The sequence below is a fragment of the Salmonella sp. 741265073_HBA genome (assembly GCF_046569105.1).
In the GTDB taxonomy this organism is placed as follows: Bacteria; Pseudomonadota; Gammaproteobacteria; order Enterobacterales; family Enterobacteriaceae; genus Salmonella; species Salmonella enterica.
In genome coordinates, this window is the sequence record NZ_JBKFRY010000015.1 from 41,045 (window position 1) to 57,593 (window position 16,549).

Annotated in this window: 17 protein-coding genes; 9 read left to right on the forward strand and 8 right to left on the reverse strand. The window is 55.7% G+C overall.

Annotation, left to right across the window (positions count from 1 at the left end; all coding sequences use genetic code 11):
* Positions 1-14 precede the first annotated feature (14 nt).
* A complete protein-coding gene (locus ACLD3P_RS18325; protein ID WP_058331728.1) occupies positions 15-1,019 on the reverse strand; it encodes a chemotaxis protein in 1,005 nt (334 codons plus the stop codon).
* Between the two features lie 65 nt (positions 1,020-1,084).
* Positions 1,085-2,002 (reverse strand): ribonuclease BN, encoded by a 918-nt coding sequence (gene rbn, locus ACLD3P_RS18330; protein ID WP_000419094.1) that lies wholly within the window; start codon positions 2,000-2,002, stop codon positions 1,085-1,087.
* A gap of 60 nt (positions 2,003-2,062) precedes the next feature.
* Here rbn and ACLD3P_RS18335 point away from each other — a divergent pair, with 60 nt between their 5' ends.
* The 9 genes from ACLD3P_RS18335 to pmrD all read left to right on the forward strand — a co-directional run bounded on the left by ACLD3P_RS18335 (position 2,063) and on the right by pmrD (position 10,344).
* The gene (locus tag ACLD3P_RS18335) at positions 2,063-2,524 is read left to right on the forward strand and encodes a GNAT family N-acetyltransferase (RefSeq protein ID WP_000568155.1); all 462 of its coding nucleotides are present in this window, start codon (positions 2,063-2,065) and stop codon (positions 2,522-2,524) included.
* A 54-nt stretch (positions 2,525-2,578) separates the two neighbouring features.
* Positions 2,579-2,884: a stress response protein ElaB gene (gene elaB, locus ACLD3P_RS18340; protein WP_001519663.1), complete on the forward strand. Its 306-nt coding sequence runs from the start codon at positions 2,579-2,581 to the stop codon at positions 2,882-2,884.
* A 100-nt stretch (positions 2,885-2,984) separates the two neighbouring features.
* Entirely contained in the window at positions 2,985-4,280 is a 1,296-nt protein-coding gene (gene menF, locus ACLD3P_RS18345; protein ID WP_411006720.1) for an isochorismate synthase MenF, read from the forward strand.
* Positions 4,281-4,365: 85 nt separating this feature from the next.
* Positions 4,366-6,036, forward strand: coding sequence for a 2-succinyl-5-enolpyruvyl-6-hydroxy-3-cyclohexene-1-carboxylic-acid synthase (gene menD / locus ACLD3P_RS18350; protein WP_000116385.1), 1,671 nt, complete (start codon positions 4,366-4,368; stop codon positions 6,034-6,036).
* Positions 6,033-6,791, forward strand: coding sequence for a 2-succinyl-6-hydroxy-2,4-cyclohexadiene-1-carboxylate synthase (menH, locus tag ACLD3P_RS18355; RefSeq protein WP_000979145.1), 759 nt, complete (start codon positions 6,033-6,035; stop codon positions 6,789-6,791). Before menD ends, menH begins: the two co-directional genes overlap by 4 nt.
* A 14-nt stretch (positions 6,792-6,805) precedes the next feature.
* Entirely contained in the window at positions 6,806-7,663 is an 858-nt protein-coding gene (menB, locus tag ACLD3P_RS18360) for a 1,4-dihydroxy-2-naphthoyl-CoA synthase (protein ID WP_000640013.1), read from the forward strand.
* Positions 7,663-8,625 carry an o-succinylbenzoate synthase gene (gene menC / locus ACLD3P_RS18365; protein WP_411006557.1) on the forward strand — a complete coding sequence of 321 codons (963 nt, stop codon included), beginning with the start codon at positions 7,663-7,665 and terminating at the stop codon, positions 8,623-8,625. The genes menB and menC overlap by 1 nt, the downstream gene beginning before the upstream one ends.
* Entirely contained in the window at positions 8,622-9,989 is a 1,368-nt protein-coding gene (gene menE / locus ACLD3P_RS18370; RefSeq protein ID WP_024798233.1) for an o-succinylbenzoate--CoA ligase, read from the forward strand. The genes menC and menE overlap by 4 nt, the downstream gene beginning before the upstream one ends.
* 97 nt (positions 9,990-10,086) lie before the next feature.
* Positions 10,087-10,344, forward strand: a complete 258-nt coding sequence (gene pmrD / locus ACLD3P_RS18375; RefSeq protein ID WP_000455132.1) for a signal transduction protein PmrD — start codon at positions 10,087-10,089, stop codon at positions 10,342-10,344.
* Here the strand turns inward: pmrD and arnF are convergent.
* Genes arnF through arnC form a run of 6 tightly spaced genes read right to left on the reverse strand, consistent with a single transcriptional unit; the run spans position 10,339 to position 16,549 of the window.
* Positions 10,339-10,716, reverse strand: a complete 378-nt coding sequence (arnF, locus tag ACLD3P_RS18380) for a 4-amino-4-deoxy-L-arabinose-phosphoundecaprenol flippase subunit ArnF (RefSeq protein ID WP_000538692.1) — start codon at positions 10,714-10,716, stop codon at positions 10,339-10,341. The two genes, pmrD and arnF, sit on opposite strands and share 6 nt — an antisense overlap.
* Positions 10,716-11,051 carry a 4-amino-4-deoxy-L-arabinose-phosphoundecaprenol flippase subunit ArnE gene (gene arnE / locus ACLD3P_RS18385; protein WP_000580688.1) on the reverse strand — a complete coding sequence of 112 codons (336 nt, stop codon included), beginning with the start codon at positions 11,049-11,051 and terminating at the stop codon, positions 10,716-10,718. The genes arnF and arnE overlap by 1 nt, the downstream gene beginning before the upstream one ends.
* Positions 11,048-12,694 carry a lipid IV(A) 4-amino-4-deoxy-L-arabinosyltransferase gene (arnT, locus tag ACLD3P_RS18390; RefSeq protein WP_131046819.1) on the reverse strand — a complete coding sequence of 549 codons (1,647 nt, stop codon included), beginning with the start codon at positions 12,692-12,694 and terminating at the stop codon, positions 11,048-11,050. The genes arnE and arnT overlap by 4 nt, the downstream gene beginning before the upstream one ends.
* The gene (gene arnD / locus ACLD3P_RS18395) at positions 12,691-13,590 is read right to left on the reverse strand and encodes a 4-deoxy-4-formamido-L-arabinose-phosphoundecaprenol deformylase (RefSeq protein ID WP_024798133.1); all 900 of its coding nucleotides are present in this window, start codon (positions 13,588-13,590) and stop codon (positions 12,691-12,693) included. Before arnD ends, arnT begins: the two co-directional genes overlap by 4 nt.
* Positions 13,587-15,569, reverse strand: coding sequence for a bifunctional UDP-4-amino-4-deoxy-L-arabinose formyltransferase/UDP-glucuronic acid oxidase ArnA (gene arnA, locus ACLD3P_RS18400; protein WP_411006558.1), 1,983 nt, complete (start codon positions 15,567-15,569; stop codon positions 13,587-13,589). Before arnA ends, arnD begins: the two co-directional genes overlap by 4 nt.
* Positions 15,566-16,549, reverse strand: coding sequence for an undecaprenyl-phosphate 4-deoxy-4-formamido-L-arabinose transferase (arnC, locus tag ACLD3P_RS18405; protein WP_000458893.1), 984 nt, complete (start codon positions 16,547-16,549; stop codon positions 15,566-15,568). Before arnC ends, arnA begins: the two co-directional genes overlap by 4 nt.

Below are 16,549 nucleotides of genomic sequence, written 5' to 3' on the forward strand. Positions count from 1 at the left end.
TCAGCGACCGGAATTTAACTTAGCAACTGCCGGCTTACCAACGGGCCGCTGACGTTTTGCGCCGCGCGCTCCATCACTTCCTGTATCACTGAAGAGAGTTCATTGATTTCAAATTTGGCGACGTAGCCGTCGGCCTTCACCTTACGCACATGATCTTCGTTGGCGCTGCCGGAAAGGGAAGAGTGAATAACGACCGGGATCTTTTTCAGCCGTTCATCGGTTTTAATTTTACGCGTTAACGTAAAGCCATCCATCTCCGGCATCTCAAGATCTGTCAGGACCAGCGCGATTTTCTCGCTAATTGGCTTACCTTCGGCCTCCGCTTCCTGCGTCAGTTGCTGGATTCTCTCCCATGCATCCTTGCCGGTCACATGCATCTGATGCGGAATTCCCATTGCGTTCAGCCCTTTTTCCAGCATCGCGCGGGCGACTTTGGAGTCTTCCGCCACAATGGCTACCGCGCCTGGGGTAATATAAAATTTATTGGTCTTCAGATTGGTGGCGCGCAGATCGTGGCTGGAGGGGACAATATCATAAAGGATCTGCTCAACGTCGAGCACCAGCGCCAGGTTGTTGGTTTCTTTGTTGTCATCCAGGCAGGCAATACTGGTGATGTAGCGACCGTTGACGGCTTTCTCGGCGGTATGCACCTGCTGCCAGTCAAGACGCATAATATTTTCTACCGACTCGACGGCAAATGCCTGTACGCTGCGCGCATATTCGGTGATCAGCAAAATATTCAGCCCGGTTTCCGGCTTGCAGCCCGCTACCGCTGGCAAATCAATCACCGGAATGACCTGATCCCGAATATTGACCATGCCCAATAGCGGCGCTTTCATGCCTGCCGGGCGCGTAAAGGCGGGCATCGGTACGATTTCGCGCAGCTTAAATACATTGATGCCGAACAGCTCTGACTTCTGTTCATGCAGCGATGTACCAAGACGGAATAACAGCAGCTCAAAACGGTTTGACAGGGTTAAATTGGCCCTGTCATCAATATCTTTCTGAAAATTGTCCATCCTCACCTCATTATGAAAGCCTGCCTTTTTTAGTGTTATCGGCAATGAGGACAAAAAATGGAGCGCTAAACCGGGAAAACAGAAAAATCGTAAGCCAGCTCCGTCGCCGGGAAAATAGCGCGGCATTCCGCCAGTAAGCGCTGACAGCCTTTATCGTCATAGCGTGAGCTAATATGGGTCATGATCAGCCGACCGACGTCAGCTTCCCGCGCCAGCGTCGCGGTTTGACGGGTGGAGCTGTGTCCGCGAGCGTTGGCTTTCTCCTCCATTGACGCATCCAGCGTGGTTTCATGTACCATCACATCCACGCCTTGCGCCAGCGCGAGGGCGGCCTCGCAGGGCGCGGTATCGCCGAAAATCGCCACTGATTTCCCGGCCACGGCGGGAGCAAGGTAGTCGGCGCCATTGATCTGCCTTCCATCGGCAAGCGTGACGGTTTTTCCTGCCTTCAACGCCTGAAACAGCGGGCCGGGCGTAACGCCTGCGGCTTTTAACGCCCTGGCATTCAGCGCGCCAGGCTTGTCATGTTCAACAACGCGATATCCGTAGCACTCCAGTGGATGCTCCAGCCTGAACGCGGTCACTTTACGCAGACCGTCGTCAAGAATATCGCCTGCGCTAATTTCTTCAATTTGCAACGGAAAATCGGTCCATGAACCGCTAAGGCGCAGTGTGGTTGCAATAAACTCACGCACGCCTTGAGGCCCGTATACGGTAAGCGGGTGGGGATTACCCGCCATCGACCGGCTGCATAGCAGACCCGGCAGGCCAAACAGATGATCTCCGTGAAGATGGCTGATAAAAATGCGCTCAAGCTTACCGGGATGAAACGCAGTATTAAGCATTTGATGCTGTGTCCCTTCGCCGCAATCAAAAAGCCATACTCCCGGCTGCGTTGGATGTTGCAGATGTAATAAAATTGCCGTTACATTGCGTGAGCGCGTGGGAACGCCTGCGGACGTACCTAAAAAAATTAATTCCATCTTGTCCATACACGTTTGGTTATCGTTTAACCCAAGATTACCACAACACAGGAGCGCATCATGATTGACTGGCAGGATCTCCACCATAGCGAACTTACCGTTCCTCAACTTTACGCGTTACTCAAATTGCGCTGCGCGGTCTTTGTGGTAGAACAGCGCTGTCCTTACCTGGATGTGGATGGCGATGATTTAGTCGGCGACAATCGGCATATTCTGGGCTGGCATCAGGATGAGCTGGTGGCGTATGCGAGGATTCTGAAAAGCGATAACGAATCAGACCCGGTTGTCATTGGCCGGGTGATCGTCAGCGATGCCTGGCGAGGGGCGAAACTGGGCCAGCAATTAATGGCGAAAACGCTGGAATCTTGTGGGCGGCACTGGCCGGATAAGCCGCTATATCTGGGGGCGCAGGCGCATCTGCAACCTTTTTATGCGCGGTTTGGTTTTATTCCCGTCACCGATGTTTATGACGAAGATGGCATTCCGCACCGGGGAATGGCGCGGGAGGTTCATCAGGCATAAACCGAAACCGTTGACTATAGTTAGGAGCAGGTGTTAACACAACGGAGAATGAGAATGTCATATCAATTTGGTGAATCACGTGTTGATGATGATCTGACTTTGCTCAGCGAAACGCTGGAAGAGATTTTACGTTCCTCAGGCGATCCCGCCGATCAAAAATACATTGAGCTGAAAGCCCGCGCGGAACAAGCGCTGGAAGAGGTGAAAAACCGCGTAAGCCATGCGTCGGATAGCTATTATTACCGGGCAAAGCAGGCCGTTTATAAAGCAGATGACTACGTTCATGAAAAACCCTGGCAGGGTATTGGCGTAGGCGCGGCGGTAGGACTGGTACTTGGACTGCTGCTGGCGCGGCGCTAAATCCCCCCACTGAACAGAATTGCAACCCTCCCTAAATGAGGTACTGCTTTTTTAGGGCAGTACCCCGTATAATGTGGGGTTTTTAGCAGGGAGGGTCCGCGTGCATTCTATTACTACTGCGCTGGAAAATCTGACGCGTCAGCTATCGCAAGAGATACCGGCGACGCCAGGGCTTCGCGTTTTCGATGCGCCTTTCCCTTTAAACGATGCCTTCGATGCATTGAGCTGGCTGGCCAGCCAGTCATCCTTTCCGCAATTCTACTGGCAACAGCGTAATGGCGACGAAGAGGCTGCCGTTCTCGGGGCAATCACCGTTTTTTCATCGCTCGATCTGGCGCAACGGTTTTTACGTCAGCACGCGCAGTCTGACCTGCGTATTTGGGGGCTGAATGCGTTCGAGCCGAAAGAGGGCTACTTATTGCTGCCGCGGCTGGAGTGGCGACGTAGCGGGGGTACGGCGACCTTACGCTTACATCTGCACAGTGACGTTTCGCTACGCGATGATGCGCGCCAGGCGAAAGCGTTTCTCGCTTCTCTGGTCGGTATTAAGCCTGTTCCGGCGCTGCGCCTTTCGCTCACGAGCGAACAGCACTGGCCGGACAAAGACGGTTGGGTGAAGCTGATTCAGCAGGCCACCCACACCATTGCGCAAGAGGCGTTTGATAAAGTTGTGCTGGCGCGGGCCACCGACTTACAATTCTCCCGTCCGGTCAATGCCGCCGCGATGATGGCGTCCAGTCGTCGTTTAAATCTCAACTGCTACCACTTTTTTATGGCCTTTTCCGCCGATACCGCCTTTCTGGGATCATCGCCGGAGCGGCTCTGGCGGCGGCGTGAAACGGCGCTGCGTACCGAAGCTCTGGCCGGGACGGTGGCGAACCATCCGGATAACCATAAAGCCTGGCAGCTTGGCGAATGGTTAATGAAAGACGATAAAAACCAGCGAGAAAATATGCTGGTTGTCGAAGACATCTGCCAGCGACTGCAAAACTGTACCCACTCGCTGGATGTGCTGCCGCCGCAGGTGCTCAGACTGCGCAAGGTACAGCATTTGCGCCGCTGTATCTGGACGGCGCTTAATCAGGCAGACGACACGCTCTGCCTGCACCAGTTACAGCCTACCGCAGCGGTCGCGGGGATCCCTCGTGAACCCGCGCGTTGTTTTATAGAACAACATGAGCCGTTCGAACGTGAATGGTATGCCGGGTCGGCAGGCTATCTCTCCACGCGGCAAAGTGAGTTTTGCGTGACGTTACGTTCAGCCAAAGTGACGGCCAATGTGGTGCGATTGTATGCCGGCGCGGGAATCGTCCGCGGCTCCGATCCGGAGCAGGAATGGCAGGAAATAGATAATAAAGCGGCCGGGTTACGTACCTTATTGCAGATGGATGTGTAATGAGTCACATATTCCCGACCCATATCAATAATCCATTTTTGCAGCTCTTTATACTTAGTCCCAATGATTGATACCGGACAAACTCATGTCAGTAAGTGCATTTAACCGGCGCTGGGCGGCGGTCATCCTGGAAGCCTTAACCCGTCATGGCGTCAGGCATGTTTGTATCGCCCCTGGTTCCCGTTCCACGCCGCTCACGTTGGCGGCGGCAGAGAATCCTGCTTTTATTCACCATACGCACTTTGATGAGCGTGGGCTTGGTCATCTGGCGTTAGGGCTGGCGAAAGTCAGCCAACAGCCGGTTGCCGTTATTGTCACTTCAGGTACCGCCGTGGCGAACCTCTATCCGGCGCTGATTGAGGCGGGTCTGACGGGCGAGAAGCTCATTTTACTTACCGCCGATCGCCCGCCGGAGCTGATTGACTGCGGCGCCAACCAGGCGATCCGTCAGGCGGGGATGTTTGCCTCGCACCCCTCCCAAACTCTGTCGTTGCCGCGTCCCACGCAGGATATTCCGGCGCGCTGGCTGGTGTCGACCATCGATAATGCGCTCGCCATGCTTCATGCGGGCGCGCTGCACATTAACTGTCCTTTTGCCGAACCGCTGTATGGCGATATGAATGATACCGGTCTGGTCTGGCAGCAGCGTCTCGGCGACTGGTGGCAGGATGAAAAACCCTGGCTGCGCGAAGCGCGTCGACTGGCAAGCGACAAACAGCGCGACTGGTTCTTCTGGCGACAAAAACGCGGCGTCGTTGTCGCCGGGCGTATGAGCGCGGAAGAAGGCAAAAAAGTGGCGCAGTGGGCGCAAACTCTGGGATGGCCATTAATTGGCGACGTATTGTCGCAAACCGGGCAGCCGCTGCCGTGCGCCGACCTGTGGCTCGGCAACGCCAAAGCGGTGACCGAACTGCAGCAGGCGCAGATTGTCGTCCAGCTTGGCAGTAGCCTTACCGGAAAACGCTTACTGCAATGGCAGGCAACCTGCGAGCCGGAAGAGTATTGGGTAATCGACAATATTGAAGGTCGTCTGGACCCGGCGCACCATCGTGGACGCAGACTGGTAGCGAAAATCGCCGACTGGCTGGAGATGCATCCGGCGGAAAAACGTAAACCGTGGTGTGTAGAGATCCCGCGTCTGGCGGAACTGGCGTGGCAACGGGTGGTCGCGCAGCGAGACACCTTTGGCGAAGCGCAGCTGGCGCACCGTATCCGCGACTATCTGCCGGAGCAGGGGCAATTGTTCGTGGGCAATAGTCTGGTGGTGCGTCTGATCGACGCGCTGTCACAGTTGCCGGCCGGCTATCCGGTATACAGCAATCGCGGAGCGAGCGGCATTGACGGTCTGCTTTCCACAGCGGCGGGCGTGCAGCGCGCCAGCGCCAAATCGACGTTGGCTATCGTTGGCGATTTATCCGCGCTGTACGATCTTAACGCGCTGGCGTTACTACGTCAGGTATCCGCGCCGTTTGTGTTGATTGTGGTCAACAATAACGGCGGGCAGATCTTTTCCCTGCTGCCGACGCCGCAAAGCAAACGTGAGCGCTTTTATTTGATGCCGCAAAACGTCCATTTTGACCATGCGGCCGCCATGTTTAACCTGCGCTATCATCGCCCGGAAAACTGGGAAGAACTGGAGTCTGTGCTGGCTGGCGCGTGGCGAACCCCGGCGACAACGGTGATTGAGCTGGTGGTAAACGATACGGACGGCGCGCAGACGTTGCAGCAACTTTTGGCTCAGGTAAGCCATCTATGATGTTGCACGCGCAGCACATGCCCGGACAGCCTGGGGCGCCCTCGCTGGTTTTCCTGCACGGTTTTTCTGGCGATTGCCGCGAATGGCAGTCGGTTGGCGAACAGTTTCACGGCTGTTCGCGGCTTTATATTGACTTACCGGGACATGGCGGATCTACGGCTATTCCGGTCGGCGGCTTTGCCGATGTCATCAGATTACTGCGCGCTACGTTAATTAGTTACAACATACTAAAGTTTTGGTTAGTGGGATACTCTCTTGGAGGCCGGGTGGCGATGATGGCAGCCTGCCAGGGAATACCAGGCCTGTGCGGCCTGGTGGTCGAAGGCGGTCATCCGGGGCTGCAAAATGAACAGGCGCGCGCTGAAAGACGATTGTCCGACGGGCGCTGGGCAGAGCGTTTTCGTCGTGAACCCCTGACTGAGGTTTTTCACGACTGGTATCAGCAGCCGGTGTTCGCCTCGCTGACGGCGCAGCAAAGGCAGGCGCTGACGGCGCTGCGTAGCCAGAATAACGGCGAAACGCTGGCTGCGATGCTGGAGGCGACATCGCTTGCCGCCCAGCCGGATTTACGCGAGGCGCTCAACGCGCTGGCATTTCCGTTTTATTATTTATGTGGCGAACGCGACAGCAAATTCCGCGCCCTGGCGCAGGAAGTGGCGGCGACATGCCATGTTATTCGTAACGCCGGACACAACGCGCATCGGGAAAACCCCGCTGGCGTGGTAGACAGTCTGGCTCAGATTCTGCGTCTCTGACTAAAGGACACACTATGATCTATCCTGATGAAACAATGCTTTACGCACCGGTAGAATGGCACGACTGCTCGGAGGGTTACACCGACATTCGTTATGAAAAATCCACCGACGGTATTGCAAAAATCACCATTAATCGTCCGCAGGTGCGCAATGCATTTCGTCCGTTGACCGTCAAAGAGATGATTCAGGCGCTGGCGGATGCCCGCTACGACGACAACGTGGGCGTGATTATTCTGACCGGCGAAGGCGATAAAGCATTTTGCGCGGGCGGCGACCAGAAGGTGCGCGGCGATTACGGCGGTTATCAGGATGACTCCGGCGTGCATCACCTGAACGTGCTGGATTTCCAGCGCCAGATTCGCACCTGTCCAAAACCGGTTGTCGCGATGGTCGCGGGGTATTCCATCGGCGGTGGTCATGTGCTGCACATGATGTGCGACCTCACCATCGCGGCGGAAAACGCCATCTTCGGCCAGACCGGTCCGAAAGTCGGCTCCTTTGACGGCGGCTGGGGCGCTTCATATATGGCGCGTATCGTTGGTCAGAAGAAAGCGCGTGAAATCTGGTTCCTGTGCCGCCAGTACGATGCGCAACAGGCGCTGGACATGGGGCTGGTTAACACCGTTGTGCCGCTGGCGGATCTGGAAAAAGAGACCGTGCGCTGGTGCCGCGAAATGTTGCAAAACAGTCCGATGGCGCTGCGTTGCCTGAAAGCGGCGCTGAATGCCGATTGTGACGGTCAGGCCGGGCTGCAGGAGCTGGCGGGCAACGCCACCATGCTGTTCTATATGACTGAAGAAGGGCAGGAAGGCCGTAACGCCTTTAACCAGAAGCGTCAGCCTGACTTCAGCAAATTCAAACGGAACCCATAATGCGTAGCGCGCAGGTATACCGCTGGCAGATCCCCATGGACGCGGGGGTGGTTCTGCGCGACAGGCGGTTAAAAACTCGTGACGGGCTGTATGTTTGTCTGCGTGACGGCGAGCGTGAGGGATGGGGAGAGAGCTCCCCGCTGCCGGGCTTCAGTCAGGAAACGTGGGAAGAGGCGCAGACGGCGCTCCTGACATGGGTGAACGACTGGCTTCAGGGGAGCGAGGGATTACCGGAGATGCCTTCGGTCGCGTTTGGCGCAAGCTGCGCGCTGGCGGAACTGACTGGCGTCTTGCCGGAGGCGGCGGACTATCGCGCTGCGCCGTTATGCACTGGCGATCCTGACGATTTGGTGCTACGGCTTGCCGATATGCCCGGCGAGAAAATCGCTAAGGTCAAAGTGGGTCTCTATGAAGCGGTACGCGACGGCATGGTGGTTAATTTGCTGCTGGAGGCGATCCCGGATCTGCATCTGCGTCTGGATGCGAATCGCGCCTGGACGCCGCTAAAAGCCCAACAGTTCGCAAAGTATGTTAATCCGGACTACCGCGCTCGTATCGCCTTTCTCGAAGAACCGTGTAAGACGCGGGATGATTCCCGCGCCTTTGCCCGTGAAACCGGCATCGCGATTGCCTGGGACGAAAGTCTGCGCGAAGCGGATTTCACCTTTGAAGCCGAAGAGGGCGTCAAGGCTGTGGTTATCAAACCTATGCTGACCGGATCGCTTGATAAAGTGCGTGAGCAAGTCGCTGCCGCCCATGCGTTGGGACTGACGGCGGTCATCAGCTCTTCGATCGAGTCCAGCCTCGGCCTGACGCAACTGGCGCGGATTGCCGCCTGGTTGACGCCGGGAACGCTGCCCGGACTGGATACCTTGCATCTGATGCAGGCGCAACAGGTTCGTCCCTGGCCCGGTAGCGCGTTGCCTTGTCTGAAGCGTGATGAGCTGGAACGACTGTTATGACATTCACGGACTGGCCGTGGCGCCACTGGCGTCAGGTTCGCAGTCAGGCGCCCGCTCTGCGCCTGAACGATGAAGTGCTAAGCTGGCGCGCCCTTTGTGAGCGTATTGATGCGCTGGCGGGCGGGTTTGCCGCGCAGGGCGTACGGGAGGGCGATGGTGTCCTGCTGCGCGCCGGGAATCAGCCGCGCACTCTGTTGGCATGGCTTGCGCTGATGCAGTGCGGCGCGCGGGTTCTGCCCGTCAACCCGCAGTTGCCCCAGACATTGCTGGAGGCGCTGGTGCCGAAGTTAACGCTGCGTTTTGCGCTGACACTGGAAGGCGAAAACGCGTTTTCCGGATTAACCGCGTTGCAGATACAAAAGAGCACAGCGGCGTATGCCGTGGCCTGGCAACCGCAGCGTCTGGTTTCTATGACGCTGACATCGGGTTCCACAGGATTGCCAAAAGCGGCTGTACATACGTGCCAGGCGCATCTTGCCAGCGCGCAGGGGGTGCTTTCGCTAATGCCGTTTGGCCCTCAGGATGACTGGCTGCTATCGCTGCCGCTGTTTCATGTATCCGGGCAGGGTATTATGTGGCGTTGGCTCTTCGCCGGGGCGCGCATGACGGTACGCGATAAGCAACCGCTGGAGCAGATGCTGGCAGGGTGTACTCATGCTTCGCTGGTGCCGACGCAGCTATGGCGGCTGCTGGCGAATCGGGCGGCGGTGACGCTGAAAGCCGTTTTGCTCGGCGGCGCGGTGATTCCGGTTGAACTCACCGACCAGACCAGCAAACAAGGGATTCGTTGCTGGTGCGGGTATGGGCTAACGGAGTTCGCGTCTACGGTATGCGCCAAAGAGGCCGATGGTTCGGATGATGTTGGCGCGCCGCTCCCCGGAAGAGAGATCAGGATCGTCGATAATGAAGTCTGGCTGCGCGCCGCCAGTATGGCGGAAGGTTACTGGCGTGATGGCAAACTGATCCCGCTGGTTAATGACGAGGGTTGGTTTGCCACGCGCGATCGCGGCGAGCTGAACCACGGCAGGCTAACCATCGCCGGGCGGCTGGACAACCTGTTCTTTAGCGGCGGCGAAGGCATTCAGCCGGAGGAAGTCGAACGCGTTATTAACGCGCATCCGCTGGTGCAACAAGCCTTCGTCGTGCCGGTAGAAGATAAAGAGTTTGGTCATCGTCCCGTTGCGGTTGTGGAGTATGCATCGCAGGCCGGAGACGTGAACCTCGCTGAATGGGTTCGCGATAAGCTGGCGCGTTTTCAGCAGCCGGTTCGCTGGTTGACACTGCCGTCAGAACTGAAAAACGGAGGGATTAAAATATCTCGCCGTGCGCTCCAGCAGTGGGTGTGTGAGAGCTGTAAAAATTAATGTTAGGTTAATATACAACCATTCCATCGCTATTGCCGTTTTGTTTATCCGTTGATGTGTAACGTGTTATGAACAATCAGCGTGAAACGGGGGCGCTATGGAATGGTTGGTTAAGAAATCGCATTATGTCAAAAAGAGGGCGTGCCATGTTCTGGTGCTGTGCGATAGCGGCGGTTCGCTAAAAATGATCGCCGAGGCGAATTCCATGATATTACTGAGTCCCGGCGATATCCTGTCGCCTTTACAGGATGCGCAGTATTGTATTAATCGGGAAAAACACCAGACCTTAAAAATCGTTGATGCACGCTGTTATTCCTGCGACGAATGGCAGAGGTTGACGCGCAAGCCTTCATGATCTGGCGGGCAGAAAAATCAGCATTACCCCCGCCATAATACACAATACGCCGAGCATCGCTTTTAGGCTGAAAGCGCCTTGCAAACCGGGTAACAGCATTGAGGCTACCCAGACAAGCACATAGCTGAGACTCAGTAGCGCATAGGCTTTGCTGAGCGCGAGCGTGTGTAATGTTTTATGCCAGCAGAAGACGGAAACCAGATACCCCGCCAAACCGGCGAATAGCGCCAGGGTCGCGGCATTAAATGCGCCCAGTCCGGAAATAAACGCCAGTGGATGCGCTATCGATGGCAGCCGCATCATGGCGAATCCTAAACTCAACTGGGCGAGGGAGGCAATCGCAACGCTTATCAGTCCCCACATTACGCCCATTATGCCGCACTCCCCAGAATGATAATGCCGCTGATAATTAATGCGACGCCCAACCAGTGGCGGGGCGGAACCTGTTCATGCCAGATTTTCCATGCCGCCAGCGTGACCCAGACAAAATTCAGACTCAACATCGGGTAAGCAATTCCCACCGGCAGGGTTTGTAGCACCAGCAGCCACAGCACCATCGCTGCACCCATGCATATCAGCGCCAGGCCCAGCCACAGCATCAGGTGGCGGCGGCGTCCGCCTGTCGTCAATGGCCGTGTTGCTTGCTTCTGGCAGAGCTGACCGCCAACGCTGAGCAGACTGGCAAGCACCAGAACGACGCCGATCATTTAGGCCGATACTGAATTAACACCAGACGCCCCTGATAATCAATATTGTCTGCAGGGGGAAGGGAAAGAGCGCTGATGTCTTCATCTTTGGCTATTGAAAGTACTAGCGTAATAATGCCCTCCTGACGATGCTGGTTGAGCCAGGCGTTAAAATCGTCGGCTTTAACGAATTTATCCTGCACATCAGGATAGCTAAGACCATACCTGAGTTCGCCCGCGTGTCCGTAGAGCATAATATCGTCTCGTTTCAGACTCCAGGCCAGTCCGGCGGCGACGCCCACATTGTCGGCAAGAATATAGCGGCTTGATGCCAAAGACGCCTGGGTCATTTCGACAAAAAACTGTGGCTGTTTGGACTCCATCACCCTGTCGGGGACGGAAAAGCCGAACAGCAGCGCCAGTCCCAGCGGACAAAACGCGGGTAATAGGTATTTTTGGCTATGACAGAGGCTATACCAGCCCACAAACGCCCAAACAGTAAAGACGCCCCAGACGCAAAAAACTTTATAAGTTTCGATATGCGTCCACACCGGCGATTTCAGCGGGCCCCATGAGGAGACGACAAACGCTGCGACGATCCCGACTAACCCGAACACCAGGTTGATCCCGCCGTTGACACGTAGCGCGGTAACGCCTTCTTTTACGTTATGCAGGACGAAGCGCGCCATGAGTATCGCTATCGGTGCGAAACAGGAAAGAACATAGGTGGGCAGTTTCCCTTTCGCAATGCTGAAAAAGAGAAGCGGCATGATCGTCCATCCGAGCAAATAGAATGCGCCGTTTCGCTCGCGCCAGCCCAGTTTAAGCGCGCCAGGCAGTAATCCCAGCCACGGTAAACTTCCCGCGATCAGTACCGGCAGATAGTACCAGAAAGGGGCCTTATGCTGGGCATCGCTCATGGCGAATCGCTGGATATGCTCCACCCAGAAAAAGTAATGCCAGAAATCGGCTTCGCGTCGCGCAATGGCGATCGCCCAGGGAAGGACAACCACAAAGCAGCTCAAGACCGCTAGCCAGCCGTAAAGCAAAAAGTCCTTCCAGCGTTTCTGGACAATAACCCACGGCAGCACGCTCACCACCGGTACGGCCAGGGCGAGGAAGCCTTTAGTTAATACACCCAGACCGCAGGTTGCGCCCAGTAGCAAAAACATCCCAATCTTGCCCGTTCGGGTCGTGGCCTGCATCCCCTGCCAGAAACAACACATCCCGGCCGTAAGCCAAAGCGCGATCATCGGGTCGAGTACCGCATACGTCCCGATACTGTAAACGGCAAAGAGGGAGAGAAAGATCACGGAGGCGAGCAACGCGGTACGTTTATCCCGCCATAAGCGGAATGTCAGCCACGCCACCAGCGCTGCGGCCAGTAATGTCGTTAAAATAGCACCAGCCCGCACGCCAAAATTGGTGGCGCCAAAAAGCCACTGACCCAGACTGTTTATCCAGTAACCGGCTATCGGTTTTTCAAAATAACGTAATCCCAGAAAATGCGGCACGATCCAGTCGCCAGACGCCAGCATCTCCCGACTTATTTCGGCATAGCGCGTTTCATCCGGCTGCCAGAGCAGGCGGCTATTGACAGGAATAACATAGTAGAGCGCAATAAACGCGGCGAAAGCCAGATAATAGCGTATCGATTTCATCATGAGGCGCTCGCTGCCTGTTGGCACCCCAGCCAACCTTCACGGCCAGGGATGTGTCCACGTACAATTTGCCCCAACGGCAGAGACTCAGGCGATGTCGGCAGCAGTTCGCCCAGAGGACAAAAGGTGATCCCCGCGTCACGTGCACGAACGAGCAAATCTTCAAACAGCGTCTGATAGACAATACCTTCGACTTCCGCATGGATGGTATATACCGGCGTGCCTTTGTCCTGCAACATACGGGAAATAATCCAGGTATTGAACGACTGCGCCTGAACCGCGGGGCCGATAACCTCATCCCACGTGGGTAAGGTGACCGGGATTTGCGGCGTCCCTGTCTGGCCCGGCATCAGTAGCGGACGGAATAAGGTGGTTCCACGGCAATCGCTGTTATACCGCAGGTTGAACGGTTCTTTCGCACGAACAACGCGCCCATCCGCTCGCCAGCCGGCCGCGGCTGAGCAGGTGACGGGTTTTCCGATAATGGCCTCAAGCGCCGTTATGCCGCGCGCGATATCTTCTTCAAGCTGGCGGATACTCCAGTGGCCGCTGTGAGTCTGCCACGCATGGTGATCCCAGGCATGTAGTCCCGTCTCATGGTATGTTGCCGTTTCACGAATAATCCCGGCATTGGCGTTGCCGATATTTTTTCCCGGCCAGGCAGTACCGGCCAGCAGAATATCCCAACCGTAGAGCGAAGCGGCGTTTGAACGTAGCATTTTCCATAAAAATCGCGGTTTTATCAGACGCCAAAGATGACGTCCCATATTGTCCGGCCCGACGCTGAAGAAAAAGCTGGCCTGAACGCCGTGGCGATGCAATGTCGCCAGCAGCCGGGGGACACCTTCACGCGTTCCTCGCAAGGTATCAACATCAATGCGTAAACCGACTTTCGTCATGATGCGCGTTCCGCGATATCTACGCTGCGCAAAAAGAAGTCCAGCGTTTCTTCAACCGTATCCCGCATCGCAATAGACGGTTCCCAGTCCAGACAGCGCCTGGCATTGTCGATACTGGGTTTCCGGTGTGCGACATCCTGATAACCCTTGCCGTAATAACTACGGCTTTCGACGACCTGGAAACCGGCAAACGGTGGGAAATGGCAGCGCAGCGGATGCTTATCAAAACTGTCGAGCAACAGCGTCGCCAGTTCCTGAATACTGGCTTCGTTGTCAGGATTGCCGATATTAATGATTTTGCCATCGCACCGATCGCCATCATTCACAATAATGCGGAATAAGGCTTCGATCCCGTCACGAATATCGGTGAAACAGCGCTTCTGCTGACCGCCGTCGATAAGCTTTATCGGCGTCCCTTCTACCAGGTTCAGAATCAACTGCGTTATCGCGCGTGAACTGCCGATACGCGCCGCGTTCAGGCTATCCAGCCGCGGCCCCATCCAGTTAAAGGGACGGAAAAGCGTGAAGCGCAATCCCTCTTTTTCGCCATAAGCCCAAATCACCCGGTCGAGAAGCTGTTTGGAAACGGAGTAAATCCAGCGTGGCTTATTCACCGGACCGACGATCAGATTCGATTTGTCCTCGTCAAAAGAGGCGTCCGTACACATGCCGTACACTTCAGAGGTAGACGGGAAAACCACGCGTTTACGGTATTTCACGCAATAACGGATAATCCGCAGGTTTTCTTCAAAATCAAGTTCAAAGACGCGCAGCGGGTTGCGGGTGTATTCAATCGGGGTAGCAATCGCTACCAGCGGCAGTACGACATCGCATTTTTTGACATGATATTCGATCCATTCTGAGTGGATGCTGATATCTCCCTCCACGAAATGAAAGCGAGGGTGGAGCAGGAATCGGCTAATGGCGTTGCTGCCGATATCCATACCGTAGACCTCGTAATTCTCTTCATTCAGTAACCGTTCGGTCAAATGATTGCCGATAAAACCGTTGACGCCGAGGATGAGAACGCGAATGCGACGTTTACCGCTGGTCGCTGGTGGACGGTTCAAACGCGCGCCCGCCACCAGACCAAGCGTCTGTGCAAGCTGCGAGCCCTGTACAGTAATACCGTCTCCGGCCTGGCCGGTAATAATCTCCAGCGCGCCATCGGCGCAGGCGACCCGCAGCGGAGAGACCGAAATTACCGAGCCGGGAAGCGCGCCCTGCGCATCCGGACAAATTCGGGAAGACCAGATAGTGAATTTTTGCGAGCCGTTATAGCTGAACGCGCCGGGCCAGGGGGCGGCTACTGCCCGCACCAGGTTATGCACCGTGGAAACCGGTTTGTGCCAGTCGATAAGGCCATCTTCCGGCCTGCGGCGACCATAATATGTAGCGTCAGATTCACGCTGAGGAACAGAAGGTATATCGCCGCATTTCATGGTGGGCAGGACGCTATTAAGCAACTGGCGCGCGGCCTGACATAGCTTATGATGCAGGGTAAGCGCAACATCGTCCTGCGCAATAGCGACGTGTTGACTGGCGACAATCTCTCCGGCGTCGGCACGTTTGACCATACGATGCAGCGTTACGCCCGTTTCGCTTTCGCCGTTAACCAGAACCCAGTTTAGCGGCGCACGGCCACGATAGGCAGGCAATAGAGAACCGTGCAGATTGAACGCGCCAGCCGGGGCGAGGTGCAGAATTTCTTCGCTTAACAGGTTACGGTAATAGAACGAAAAAATAATATCCGGCGCAAGTTCAGCGATGCGGTCGACCCAGATAGGATGATTTACGTTATCCGGCGCATAAACCGGAATCCCTAATTCTGCCGCCAGCCGGGAGACGGAGCCAAAAAAGGTGTTTTCCGCAGGATTGTCGGCATGAGTGAAAATCGCGGCAATCTCATACCCGGCATCCAGTACGGCCTGCACACCCTGACATCCCATATCGTGATAGGCAAAAATAACGGCTTTCATTGGTGACTTTCCTCAGTAAACGGCGTGCTTTCCGGGTAGATAACTTGTTGAACAAAATAGCGGGGGCGGGCGCGGACATCGTTATAAATGCGACCGATGTATTCGCCCAGCAGTCCCATACCGATGAATTGCGCGCCGATGAAGGTAAACAGGACGGCAAAGAGCATAAATACGCCTTCCGCCGCCCACTGCGGTCCCAGCGCCAGGCGAAGTACAATAAGCAATACCGACAGGCTAAATCCGCCGATGGCGATAACACTGCCCAGCAGGCTCAACAGGCGCAGCGGCGTCGTCGTCAGGCAGGTCACCAGGTCATACATCAGGTTAATGAGACGCATAAAACTGTATTTAGAGTCGCCAAATTCACGTTCAGCGTGATGCACCGGGATCTCGGTAGCCCGACGAGCGAAAATGTTGGCCAGAATAGGGATAAAGGTGCTGCGTTCATGGCAGCGCAACATAGTATCGATAATAGGGCGGCGATAGGCGCGTAACATGCAGCCGTAATCGCCCATCGCTTTGCCCGTTGTGCGCTGGATCAGCAGATTAATGATTTTTGACGCCGATTTGCGAAACAGGCTGTCTTGTCGGTTCTGGCGCACAGTGCCTACCACATCGAACCCTTCATCGGCTTTCGCCACCAGACGTGGGATCTCTTCCGGCGGGTTTTGCAGATCGGCATCCAGCGTAATGATAAGATCGCCGCTGACATGGCTAAACCCCGCCATAATTGCTGCATGTTGACCGTAGTTACGGTTGAGTAAAATAGAGATGATATGGCTATCGGCCTCCTGGGACGCCTTAACCATCAGCTCCGCCGAGCTATCGCTGCTACCATCATCTATCAATAAAATCTCCCACGCTTTGCCCAGACTCTCGCAGGCGGTGGTGGTGCGTCTTATCAATTCCGGCAGGCTTTCCTGTTCGTTATAGACAGGAATAACCACCGAGACTTTTTTTATGGGGGCGGCGTCAAACAT

Bases quoted from the DNA above. Each gene is read 5' to 3' on its own strand.
- ACLD3P_RS18325 (WP_058331728.1), bottom strand. From the start codon at position 1,019: ATGGACAATTTTCAGAAAGATATTGATGACAGGGCCAATTTAACCCTG.
- rbn (WP_000419094.1), bottom strand. From the start codon at position 2,002: ATGGAATTAATTTTTTTAGGTACGTCCGCAGGCGTTCCCACGCGCTCA.
- ACLD3P_RS18335 (WP_000568155.1), top strand. From the start codon at position 2,063: ATGATTGACTGGCAGGATCTCCACCATAGCGAACTTACCGTTCCTCAA.
- elaB (WP_001519663.1), top strand. From the start codon at position 2,579: ATGTCATATCAATTTGGTGAATCACGTGTTGATGATGATCTGACTTTG.
- menD (WP_000116385.1), top strand. From the start codon at position 4,366: ATGTCAGTAAGTGCATTTAACCGGCGCTGGGCGGCGGTCATCCTGGAA.
- menH (WP_000979145.1), top strand. From the start codon at position 6,033: ATGATGTTGCACGCGCAGCACATGCCCGGACAGCCTGGGGCGCCCTCG.
- menB (WP_000640013.1), top strand. From the start codon at position 6,806: ATGATCTATCCTGATGAAACAATGCTTTACGCACCGGTAGAATGGCAC.
- menC (WP_411006557.1), top strand. From the start codon at position 7,663: ATGCGTAGCGCGCAGGTATACCGCTGGCAGATCCCCATGGACGCGGGG.
- menE (WP_024798233.1), top strand. From the start codon at position 8,622: ATGACATTCACGGACTGGCCGTGGCGCCACTGGCGTCAGGTTCGCAGT.
- pmrD (WP_000455132.1), top strand. From the start codon at position 10,087: ATGGAATGGTTGGTTAAGAAATCGCATTATGTCAAAAAGAGGGCGTGC.
- arnF (WP_000538692.1), bottom strand. From the start codon at position 10,716: ATGGGCGTAATGTGGGGACTGATAAGCGTTGCGATTGCCTCCCTCGCC.
- arnE (WP_000580688.1), bottom strand. From the start codon at position 11,051: ATGATCGGCGTCGTTCTGGTGCTTGCCAGTCTGCTCAGCGTTGGCGGT.
- arnT (WP_131046819.1), bottom strand. From the start codon at position 12,694: ATGATGAAATCGATACGCTATTATCTGGCTTTCGCCGCGTTTATTGCG.
- arnD (WP_024798133.1), bottom strand. From the start codon at position 13,590: ATGACGAAAGTCGGTTTACGCATTGATGTTGATACCTTGCGAGGAACG.
- arnA (WP_411006558.1), bottom strand. From the start codon at position 15,569: ATGAAAGCCGTTATTTTTGCCTATCACGATATGGGATGTCAGGGTGTG.
- arnC (WP_000458893.1), bottom strand. From the start codon at position 16,549: ATGTTTGACGCCGCCCCCATAAAAAAAGTCTCGGTGGTTATTCCTGTC.